Source organism: Mesorhizobium sp., assembly GCF_004962925.1.
Lineage (GTDB): Bacteria > Pseudomonadota > Alphaproteobacteria > Rhizobiales > Rhizobiaceae > Mesorhizobium.
Genome location: NZ_SUEO01000223.1, coordinates 1 through 10,492, shown reverse-complemented (window position 1 = coordinate 10,492; position 10,492 = coordinate 1). Strand labels below are relative to the sequence as shown.

Here is a 10,492-nt window from a genome sequence, read left to right as displayed (position 1 = left end):
CGCCAAATTGGCACATCGCGATGCCGTCGGGAGGGGGCATCCACTCCATCAGATTTTCACTTGTAGGAAGACACTCCGATCGAAACCGTCGCCGGTTTCATCGGGTCAACCGCGGCAAAGACGGCGCTCGCCTCGCTGACGATGGAAACGTGATCCTTGGCTGCTTGTCCTGCGGCGGCGCCGTCACCGCGCATGATTGCGGTAACGATGACGTCATGCTCCTGCCAGGATTTGGCCAGGCGGCCCGGCAGCATGAATTGCGCGCGCCGGAACGGCGCCAGCCGGCTGCGTGTCATGACGGTCAGTTCATAGATGTGCTTGCTGTGCGCGCCGCGATAGAGCCGCGTGTGGAACTCGGTGTTGAAATACTCGTAGTCCTCCTCCGCACCCAGTTGCACAAGGCGCGCCGATGCCTGATGCTCGATTTCGAGCGCGCGGCGTTCGCCGGCGGTCATGCGCTCGGCCGAGAACCGCGCGCAGATCGCTTCAAGCTCGGCCATGCTCTCGAACATCGAGGCAAGATGCTCCTGCGTCACCACGGCGACGGTGGCGCCACGGTTGGGCCGCCTTTCGACCAGCCCCATGGCGCTCAGCCGGCCAAGCGCCTCCCTGACGGGGGTGCGCGACACGTCGAAGCGGGTAGCGAGCGAGGCCTCGTCGAGCTTTTCGCCGGGGCGCAGGAAACCGGTGACGATCCGGTCACCGATCGCCCTCACCATCTGATCGACGGTCGTGCCCGACCTGATCAAGCTGCGCTTCCCCGACAATTCTCCTCCGTCCAGTCTGTTCGCGGCTATGCGGCAAGCGGCTCGCCGGCCAGTTTCGACTCGGGCGCGCCTCTCTATGCCTCTATTTTAATCTACATGTCAAACTGGCTATTTGAAAGGCAAAAAGTGTATGCAATTGCCTTTCGCTTGAGCAGAGAGGCTCGGCACATCCACTGATTTTATTGAATAAATTTTATCTTTTGAACTGGCATGGCGATTGCATGCACTTTCATGAGAAGGGAATTAATCGACCCGGAAAAGGGTCCAACAGGGAGCATTCACATGACCGAGAGATTCATGCTTAGCCGCCGCGATCTGCTCAAGACCTCCGCCGCCGGAGCGGCGCTCGGTCTGGCCTCGGCGTCATTTCCGATCAGCAGGGCGTTCGCCGCAGCCGCCACTGTCGGCTTCATCTATGTCGGGCCGAAGGACGACTACGGGTATAACCAGGCGCATGCCGAAGGTGCCGCCACATTGAAGGCCATCGAGGGCATCTCCGTCGTCGAGGAGGAGAACGTCCCCGAGACGGTCGATGTCCAGAAGACGATGGAATCGATGATCAACCTCGACGGCGCCTCGCTGATCTTCCCGACCTCGTTCGGCTATTTCGATCCGCACATGCTGGCCATGTGCGCGAAATTCCCCGACGTGCAGTTCCGCCATTGCGGCGGCATGTGGAACAAGGACAAGCATCCGATGAATGCCGGTTCCTATTTCGGCTATATCGGGATGGGCCAGTATCTCAACGGCGTAGCCGCCGGTCACGCCACCAAGACCAAAAAGCTCGGCTTCGTCGCGGCAAAGCCCATTCCACAGGTCCTGCTCAACATCAATTCCTTCCTGCTTGGCGCACGCTCGGTCGACCCGGCAATCACCTGCCAGGTGATCTTCACCGGCGAATGGTCGCTGGCGGTCAAGGAGGCGGAAGCCACCAATGCACTGGTCGATCAGGGTGCCGACGTCATCACCTGCCACGTCGACAGCCCGAAAGTGGTGGTCGAAACAGCGGCGGGGCGCGGCGCCTTCATCTGCGGCTACCATGCCAACCAGAGCCCGCTGGCGCCCGAAAAATATCTGACCGGCGCGGAATGGAACTGGGCAAAAGTCTACAAGATGTTCGTCGACGACCTCATGGGCGGCAAACCGCTGCCCAATTTCACACGTGGCGGACTGGCCGACGGCTTCGTCAAGATGAGCCCGCTCGGCCCCGCCGTCAGCGAGGCGGCGCGCACGCAGTTCGACGGCACGCTCGCCGAAATGATGAAGGGCGGCTTTTCGGTCATCAAGGGTCCCCTGAAGAACAACAAGGGCGACGTCGTCGCAACCGAGGGCCAGACCTTCGTCGAGGCCGCGATCGAGCTGGAAAGCATGGACTATCTCGTCGAAGGTGTCGTCGGCTCGACCGCTTGATCATGGATCGGAGACGGGGTCCATGGCAGATACGGTGAGCAGTGCGGGCGCGCCAGCGATGTTCGGCGCCAAAAGCTATCCGGCGGCGCTCGAATGGATCGCCAGGCGGGCGGAAGCATTCGTCATCCCGCTCGCGGCGCTGATCGTCGGCATGGCCCTGTTCAGCCTGTTTATCGCGCTGGTCGGCAAGTCGCCCGTCCAGCTCTATGAAACGATGTGGCGCGGGGGCTTCGGCTCGTGGTTCTCGATCCAGAACTCGCTGTCGCGGGCCGCACCCTTGCTGCTCGCGGCGCTCTGCGTGGCGCTGCCGGCCCGGCTCGGCCTCGTCGTCATCGGCGGCGAAGGCGCGATCGTGCTGGGCGGCGTTGCCGCGGCTGCCATGGGCGTCGCCACCAGCGGCGCCCCCGCCTTTTTCGTTGTTCTTGCCATGGGCGTGGCGGGCATGGCCGCCGGCGGCATCTGGATCGGTGCCGTCGGCGCGCTACGCCATTACCGTGCCGTCAACGAAACCATATCGAGCCTTTTGATGGCCTATATCGCCATTGCCCTGATGAACCATCTGGTGGAAGGACCGCTGCGCGATCCCGCCTCGCTCAACAAGCCCTCGACCGAGCCGCTGGCGGAGGCCTACCGCATCGGCAACATTCCGGGCATGGACGTGCATTGGGGCCTCGTCGTCGGCGTCATCGCCTGCATTCTGTCCTGGCTGCTGATCGAAAAGACCCGCTGGGGCTTCGCCGCCCGCATCGCCGGCGGCAATGTCAGGGCAGCCCAGGTGCAGGGACTTGCCGTCGGACCACTGATCGTCGGTTTCACCGCGCTGGCCGGCGGCTTCGCCGGCCTTGCCGGGATGCTGGAAGTCGCCGCCGTGCAAGGCAGCGCCAACGCCTCGCTCGCAGCCGGTTATGGGTATACCGGTATCCTCGTCGCCTTTCTCGCCCGCCACAATCCGCTCGCCATCATCCCGGTCGCCTTCCTGCTTGGCGGCATCGACGCATCCGGCGGGCTGATCCAGCGCCGGATGGACCTGCCCGACGCCACCGTGCTGGTGCTGCAGGGCATGCTCTTCGTCGTCATCCTTCTCGGCGAAACCTTCTACGGCCGCTTCAAGGCCTTCAATCCCGACCTCTGGCAGAGGCCAGATCTCTTGAAGGGGCTGATCTCTTGAAGGGAACTGCCTGATGGACTCGACCGAGATCGGCCTCTGGGGCGTTCCGCTCGCCATGCTCGGCGGCGCCATCCGCGTCTCGACGCCCTTCATCTTCGTGTCGCTTGGCGAAGCCATCACCGAGCGTTCAGGGCGCATCAATCTCGGCCTCGAAGGCACGCTGGTCTTCGGCGCAATGACCGCTTATGCCGTCGCGGTGATGACCGGCTCGCCATGGCTCGGTCTGCTGGCCGCCGCTGCCGCCGGTCTTTGTTTCGGCCTGTTCCACGGCTGGATCTGCAAATTCCGCGGGGTTAACGACATCGCCATCGGCATTGCGCTGATGCTGTTCGGCTCGGGTCTCGCCTTCTTCTTCGGCAAACCGTTCATCCAGCCTTCGGCACCCGACCTGCCGGCGATCCCGCTTGGCGGCTGGTCCGATATTCCGCAGGTGCAGGCGGCGCTCAACGTCAACGTGCTGTTCCTGATCGGTGCGGCACTTGCGGTGTTCCTGTGGTGGGCTTTCCGCAACACCCGCGCCGGCCTGATCCTGCGCGTGGTCGGCGACAGCTCCGACGCGGCACGCGCCATGGGCCTCAACCCGAACACGGTGCGCCTCCTCGCCACCGGCATCGGCGGTGCGCTGGCCGGCATCGGCGGCGCCTATCTCTCGCTCTATTATCCCGGCAGCTGGACCGAAGGCATTTCGTCGGGACAGGGGCTGATGGCGGTGGCGCTGGTCATCTTCGCGCGCTGGAACCCGCTCGGCTGCTTTGCCGCTGCGCTATTGTTCGGCGGCGCCGGCGCGCTAGGGCCGGCGCTGCAATCGGTCGGCGTCACGCAAGGCTACTATCTGTTCTACGCCGCACCTTACATTTTCACCCTCGTCATCATGATCGCCACCTCGTCGCCGAGCCGTTCGCTCGCCGGCGCGCCGGGCGAACTGTCGATCACCAAATGACGTTCCCAGACTGGAGTTTTGCTCAATGAACGCCAGAGCCGAGGTCACGCAGCGCTACATCGACGCCGATCCCTATCCATGGCCCTACAATGGCGAGCTTCGGCCCGACAACACGGCGCTGATCATCATCGACATGCAGACCGATTTCTGCGGGCCGGGCGGCTATGTCGACCATATGGGCTACGATCTCTCGCTGGTGCGGGCGCCGATCGAACCGATCAAGTCGGTGCTGTCGGCCATGCGAGCAAAGGGCTACACCATCATCCACACGCGCGAGGGCCACCGGCCCGATCTCGCCGACCTGCCGGCCAACAAGCGCTGGCGTTCGCGCCGCATCAATGCCGGCATCGGCGACCCCGGGCCTTGCGGGCGCATCCTGGTGCGCGGCGAGCCGGGCTGGGACATCATCCCCGATCTCTATCCGGCCGAAGGCGAGCCGATCATCGACAAGCCGGGCAAGGGCTCGTTCTGCGCCACCGATCTGGAGCTGATCCTCAACCAACGCGGCATCGAAAACATCGTGCTCACCGGCATCACCACTGACGTCTGCGTCCACACGACGATGCGCGAGGCCAATGATCGCGGCTTCGAATGCGTGATGCTGGAGGATTGCTGCGGGGCGACCGACTACGGCAACCATCTGGCTGCGATCAAGATGATCAAGATGCAGGGCGGGGTGTTCGGCGCGGTGTCGAACTCGGCGTCCTTTGTCGCCCAGTTGCCATGAGGTTCGACCATGAGTGACCGCAAAAAAGCAGTCGGCGTCGAGACGATCGGGATGGCAATGCGCTTCGGCGCCTTCACCGCGCTGGACGACGTGTCGATCAAGGTGCCGGCGGGATCGTTCCATGCGCTGCTTGGTGAAAACGGCGCGGGCAAGTCGACGCTGGTCAAATGCATGATGGGTTTTTATCACCCGACCGCCGGCGACATTCTGGTCGACGGCCGCGAGGTCGCGATCGCCAGCCCAAAGGATGCCTCGGCGCTCGGCCTCGGCATGGTCTATCAGCATTTTACGCTTGTCCCGTCGCTGACGGGTGCGGAAAACCTGGTCATCTCCCGCGAGAAGGTGCCGGGCATTATCGATTGGCGCAAGGAGCGCGCCGCACTTGCCCAGTTCATGGAGCGGATGCCGTTCAAGCTGCCGCTCGACGTCAAGGTGGCGGAACTTGCCGCCGGCGAGAAACAGAAGCTCGAAATCATCAAACAGCTTTATCTCGGCCGCAGTTTCCTGGTGCTGGATGAGCCGACTTCCGTGCTGACCCCTGGCGAGGCGCAGGAAGTTCTCGGCCTCGTGCGCGGCATGACCAAGGCGGGCGACCTCACCGTATTGATGATCTCTCACAAATTCCACGAGGTGACGGCATTCGCCGACGACATCACGGTGCTGCGCAAGGGCAGACTGACAGGAACAGGGAAAGTCTCGGAGCTGTCTCACAAGCAGATGGCGGCGATGATGATCGGCGACCAGCCGATTGCCGCGCTCGACAGCCGCGCTCCGGTGCCGGTCGACGCCAGGCAGGTTCTGACGGTGAAGTCGCTGAAGGCGCCCGACCGAACCGGCCTGAAGACCATCAATATCGGCGCGCTCGATGTGAAGTCTGGAGAAATCGTCGGTGTCGCCGGTATTTCCGGCAACGGCCAGAAGGAGTTTCTAGAGGTCCTTGCCGGGCAGCGCACGCGTGATGCCGGCGACGTTCTGGTGAAAGGGTCGCCCTACGGCGCCAGCCGCGCCGAGGCCCGCACGCTCAATGTGCGCTTCATCCCGGAGGAACCGTTGCGCAATGCCTGCGCGCCACGGATGACGGTGGCGGAAAACATGGCTTTCCGAACCTTCGACCTGAACGAGGCCGGCAAGCCGATCAACTGGATCAAGATGAGTGCCATCAGGGACTATGCGACCCGGCTGGTCGAACAGTTCAAGGTCAAGACCGCCTCGCTCGCCTCGCCGATTTCGTCGCTGTCCGGAGGCAACGTCCAGCGCGCTGTGCTCGCCCGCGAACTGACCGGCGAGGTCGATCTGCTGATTGTTTCGAATCCGTGCTTCGGACTCGATTTCTCCGCCGTCGCCGAGATCCGCGCCCGTATCATGAAGGCACGCAACGCCGGTGCTGCGGTGCTGCTGATGTCTGAGGACCTCGACGAATTGCTGGAGCTCTCGGATCGCATCTTCGTCATGTCCGACGGCGCGCTGGTCTATGAGACGCCGATCGGACAGGCGAGCGTGCAGACGATCGGCGAGCACATGGCGGGACATCACTGATGGCGGAGATCGACGCGCTGCCGTTTCCGTTTGTCTTCAAGCCTGAGGCGATGGCGCTGGTCGTCATCGACATGCAGCGCGATTTCGCCGAGCCGGGCGGCTTCGGCGCCAGCCTCGGCAACGACGTCGGCCGGGTGGTGGCGATCGTGCCGACGGTGAAGAGGCTGATCGAGGGATTTCGCGCCGCCGGCCTGCCGGTGATCCACACGATGGAGTGCCACAGATCAGACCTTTCGGACCTGCCGCCGGCCAAGCGCAATCGTGGCAATCCGTCGATCAGGATCGGCGATGTCGGTCCGATGGGCCGCGTGTTGATCGTCGGCGAGCCGGGAACGGCGATCCTCGACGAAGTGGCCCCGCTGCCTGGCGAAATCGTCATCGAAAAACCCGGCAAGGGCGCGTTCTATGCCACCAGCTTCGGCGAGGAGCTGAAGCGGCTCGGCGTGCAGCAACTCGTCTTTGCCGGGGTCACGACGGAAGTCTGCGTGCAGACGACGATGCGCGAGGCCAACGACCGCGGCTATGAATGCCTGCTGGCAGAGGATGCGACGGAGAGCTATTTTCCGGAATTCAAGGCGGCCGCGCTGGCCATGATCAGGGCGCAGGGCGCGATCGTCGGCTGGACGGCGACGACGGACCAGGTGCTCAAGGGAATTGCCGATGCCTAACATTGCATATCCGGCTCTAATTGATGGGAGCTGGCGTGATCTGGCATTCGAGCATTTTCGCGAAGGCATCGCGGTGCATTGGCTGCTCAAGGGCGGACCGGCCGAACCTTCCGTCGCCATCCTGAACTATCGGCCCGGCGCCGGCGTGCCGCGCCATCGCCATGTCGCGTTGGAAACCATCGTCGTGCTGGAGGGCATACAGAGCGACGAGAATGGCGACTACCCTGCCGGAAGCGTGATCCTCAACCCGGCCGGGACCGAGCATTCGGTATGGACGAAAGACGGCTGCGCCGTGCTGATCCAGTGGAATCTGCCGGTGATCATTCTGGACGAGACGAAATGAGCGACATCCGCTTCGATATCGGCAGCCTGCACGCGGCCTATGCCACCGGCATGTCGGTTACAGCCGTCGTTGAAACCGTGTTTCAGCGCATAGCGGAAGCGGACGATCCCGGCATCTTCATCCATCTGGCGAGCAAGGCGGAGCTGTTCGCCGAAGCCGAAGCACTCGGCGGGTTCGATCCCGTGGCAAAGCCGCTCTGGGGCGTGCCGTTCGCGGTCAAGGACAACATCGACGTGGCCGGCATGCCGACCACGGCCGGCTGCGCCGAATATGCCTACATGCCGGCGAAAGACGCCACCGTCGTCGCGCGTCTGAGGGCGGCCGGCGCGCTGGTCGTCGGAAAAACCAATCTCGACCAATTCGCCACCGGCCTCGTCGGCGTGCGCACGCCCTATCCGATCCCGAGAAACGCGATCGATCCGAAATTGGTGCCGGGCGGCTCCTCGTCCGGCTCGGCCGTGGCGACGGCGCGCGGCCTTGTTTCTTTCGCGCTCGGCACCGACACCGCCGGCTCCGGCCGTATCCCCGCCGGCCTCAACAACATCGTCGGGCTGAAGCCGACCGTGGGCGCGTTGTCGGCCGCCGGCGTCGTGCCGGCCTGCCGCACGCTCGACTGCGTCTCAGTCTTCGCGCTCACCGTCGATGACGCCTACAGCGTCTTTAGGGCCGCGGCGGCAAAGGATGACGCCGATCCTTATTCGCGCGCTATCGCGGCGCCGCTGCTCGGTCCGCGTCCACCAGTGCTGTCTGTCGGTGTTCCGGCAAAGACGGACCGGCAATTTTTTGGCGACGCGGCCATGGCGGCGGGATTCGAAGCGGCGCTTGTCGCGCTGGAAAAGCTCGGCTGCCGATTGGTCGAAATCCCCTTCGGCGATTTCTATGCCACCGCCAACCTTCTCTACGAAGGCGCCTGGGTGGCGGAGCGCTATGCGGCGATCGCGGATTTCATGGAAGCGAACGAAGCCGTCATGCATCCGGTGACGCGCACAATCATCGGCGGGGCGCGAAAGCTCTCCGCAGCGGACGCTTTCAAGGGCCTGTATGCGCTGCAGGCTTACAAGGCCAGGCTGGCGGCTGTCATCGCCTCGGTCGACCTCTTCTGCGTGCCGACGGCGCCGACGCACTATTCGCTGGCGGCTGTTTTGGCCGATCCGATCGTCACCAACAGCCGGCTCGGCACCTACACCAACTTCGTCAATCTGCTCGACATGTGCGGCATCGCCGTGCCGACGGGCAAGCGCGACGATGGCTTGCCGATGAGCGTCACCTTGCTTGCTACTGCCGGCAAGGACGCCCTGACGGCGGCGCTCGGCAGCGAACTCCATGCAGCCAGCGGTCCCGGCCTTGGTGCGACTGGCTGGCCAATGCCTGCCTTCGCCGCCAAAACGCCTGATTTCGATGACGGCATGATCGAGCTCGTGGTCGTCGGCGCGCATTTGTCGGGAATGCCGCTCAACAGCCAACTCTGCGCGCTGGACGCGCGATTGAGCAGAGCCGCCAAGACGGTTGCCTCCTATCAGCTTTATGCGCTCGCCGGCCAATCCGTGCCGAAGCCGGGGCTCGTGCGTGTTGCCGATGGCAACGGAACGGCGATCGACGTCGAGGTTTGGCGGCTTTCAGCAGATGCGTTCGGACGCTTCGTGGCTGCGATCCCGCCGCCGCTCGGCATAGGCACGATCGAGCTCGATGACGGAACATCGGCCAAAGGCTTCCTGGTCGAAACCGCCGGATTGTCACAGGCTATCGACATTTCGGCCTATGGCGGTTGGCGCAGCTTCATCGCAAGAGCCGACGGAAATCGCCTGGGAACCGCTCCGGCCGGTTGAACGACCGGCGTTCGCGCCGCAGTCACGCCAGATGCCGTAAGCGATCCGTAAGCGCGCGTGTGCGAAACGTTGCACCGTGAGTGGCAGGCGTCACCAAGCGCTTGCGACCGCCGGAGACCTCGCGATGCGAACAGGCAGTGCAGTGTCCCCCATGGATTTCGCAGGGACTCATCAGACCCGGCGATGGTCCGCGCTGTTGGGGTTTTCTGCTCGCTGGAACATGGCGACGGCGGCGATACTTCTCGGCCTGCTGCCGATCTGGGCGTTCGCGGGAGATCAGACCCCCAACTGGCGCCTGAACGCTCGTGTCGTCGCGGTCGGGCTGCCCAACGTGGCCGGCGTGCGCGAGGTGGGGCGCTTTCATGTCGGCGGGCCGATCCCAGGAAATCCGGAATTCCTTATGGCGACGCGCGAAGGGCGGGTGCTCGATCCGCTCAGGGTCCTTGTCGCCGTAGGCAGCAATTTCGGCGCAGCTCGGGGCGACCCTGCGCTTGAGGTCGGGACGATCCTGTCCATTGATCCGCGCGCAGGCAAGTCTGGTGGCACCCTTATCGTACCGCAAGACCTCACCGGCAAAGACGGGAATGCGAGGGTTCAGCTCTACACGGCGCAGAGCGAACGATTTCTCAACCGGCGGTACAATGCCGGGGCTCGAACCGCGCGCCACGCAGCGGCGTCCGGGCCGCGATACATTTCCATCAACAACGCCTTCGGAAGGCCCTGGATCGCAAACGCGGCTAGCGGGATTATTGGCGAGGGCAGCGTCACGGTCGTCGATCCCGACGGTGCGCCACTCGCCAATGCGCCGAGCCGTGAGGCCGGCGGCGTGTTCGCAGGCCGGCAAACCGATCGCGAGCAGACGCCGAAAGCGCAACCCAGCGGCTGGCTTGGCAAGCTGCTGAACTATCAGGCAAGCGGCCAGCTGACATCAGGCGGACTGCAGACGGGCGCGCTGGGAACGGCATTTCTCGGTCCGTCGCCGGACGGCAGCGGCTTTGCCGTGTTCGCCGCCGTCACCGCGGATGGAAGCGTGGTCCAAATCCATGTCCAGGATGGCGTCGACGGCTTGGCCGGTCCCGGCACCGTGAACACCGGCCCGAGCATGGC

General features: G+C 64.1%; 9 protein-coding genes and 1 pseudogene. 9 read left to right on the top strand and 1 reads right to left on the bottom strand.

The genetic code is table 11. The features are described from left to right. Window positions 1-56: 56 nt before the first annotated feature. Window positions 57-749, bottom strand: a complete 693-nt coding sequence (locus tag E5W87_RS29765) for a GntR family transcriptional regulator (protein ID WP_292405765.1) — start codon at window positions 747-749, stop codon at window positions 57-59. Between the two features lie 300 nt (window positions 750-1,049). On the opposite strand from E5W87_RS29765, the gene E5W87_RS29760 reads away from it, so the two are divergent. The 9 genes and pseudogenes from E5W87_RS29760 to E5W87_RS29720 all read left to right on the top strand — a co-directional run. Next, window positions 1,050-2,177, top strand: coding sequence for a BMP family ABC transporter substrate-binding protein (locus tag E5W87_RS29760; protein WP_292405763.1), 1,128 nt, complete (start codon window positions 1,050-1,052; stop codon window positions 2,175-2,177). A gap of 58 nt (window positions 2,178-2,235) precedes the next feature. Next, window positions 2,236-3,345 carry an ABC transporter permease gene (locus tag E5W87_RS29755; protein WP_292405768.1) on the top strand — a complete coding sequence of 370 codons (1,110 nt, stop codon included), beginning with the start codon at window positions 2,236-2,238 and terminating at the stop codon, window positions 3,343-3,345. Between the two features lie 13 nt (window positions 3,346-3,358). Then, entirely contained in the window at window positions 3,359-4,285 is a 927-nt protein-coding gene (locus E5W87_RS29750) for an ABC transporter permease (protein ID WP_292405760.1), read from the top strand. A gap of 25 nt (window positions 4,286-4,310) precedes the next feature. Continuing rightward, entirely contained in the window at window positions 4,311-5,012 is a 702-nt protein-coding gene (locus E5W87_RS29745; RefSeq protein ID WP_128286417.1) for a cysteine hydrolase family protein, read from the top strand. A gap of 9 nt (window positions 5,013-5,021) precedes the next feature. Continuing rightward, window positions 5,022-6,548, top strand: coding sequence for an ABC transporter ATP-binding protein (locus E5W87_RS29740; RefSeq protein WP_292405756.1), 1,527 nt, complete (start codon window positions 5,022-5,024; stop codon window positions 6,546-6,548). After that, window positions 6,548-7,216, top strand: coding sequence for a cysteine hydrolase family protein (locus E5W87_RS29735; RefSeq protein WP_292405753.1), 669 nt, complete (start codon window positions 6,548-6,550; stop codon window positions 7,214-7,216). Before E5W87_RS29740 ends, E5W87_RS29735 begins: the two co-directional genes overlap by 1 nt. After that, a complete protein-coding gene (locus tag E5W87_RS29730; protein ID WP_292405749.1) occupies window positions 7,209-7,559 on the top strand; it encodes a cupin domain-containing protein in 351 nt (116 codons plus the stop codon). Before E5W87_RS29735 ends, E5W87_RS29730 begins: the two co-directional genes overlap by 8 nt. Beyond that, a complete protein-coding gene (gene atzF / locus E5W87_RS29725; RefSeq protein WP_292405746.1) occupies window positions 7,556-9,385 on the top strand; it encodes an allophanate hydrolase in 1,830 nt (609 codons plus the stop codon). The genes E5W87_RS29730 and atzF overlap by 4 nt, the downstream gene beginning before the upstream one ends. 196 nt (window positions 9,386-9,581) lie before the next feature. Next, window positions 9,582-10,492, top strand: a pseudogene (locus E5W87_RS29720) (hypothetical protein); the annotation flags it as partial.

Coding starts and splice junctions, on each gene's coding strand:
- E5W87_RS29760 (WP_292405763.1), top strand. CDS start 1,050: ATGACCGAGAGATTCATGCTTAGCCGCCGCGATCTGCTCAAGACCTCC.
- E5W87_RS29755 (WP_292405768.1), top strand. CDS start 2,236: ATGTTCGGCGCCAAAAGCTATCCGGCGGCGCTCGAATGGATCGCCAGG.
- E5W87_RS29750 (WP_292405760.1), top strand. CDS start 3,359: ATGGACTCGACCGAGATCGGCCTCTGGGGCGTTCCGCTCGCCATGCTC.
- E5W87_RS29745 (WP_128286417.1), top strand. CDS start 4,311: ATGAACGCCAGAGCCGAGGTCACGCAGCGCTACATCGACGCCGATCCC.
- E5W87_RS29740 (WP_292405756.1), top strand. CDS start 5,022: ATGAGTGACCGCAAAAAAGCAGTCGGCGTCGAGACGATCGGGATGGCA.
- E5W87_RS29735 (WP_292405753.1), top strand. CDS start 6,548: ATGGCGGAGATCGACGCGCTGCCGTTTCCGTTTGTCTTCAAGCCTGAG.
- E5W87_RS29730 (WP_292405749.1), top strand. CDS start 7,209: ATGCCTAACATTGCATATCCGGCTCTAATTGATGGGAGCTGGCGTGAT.
- atzF (WP_292405746.1), top strand. CDS start 7,556: ATGAGCGACATCCGCTTCGATATCGGCAGCCTGCACGCGGCCTATGCC.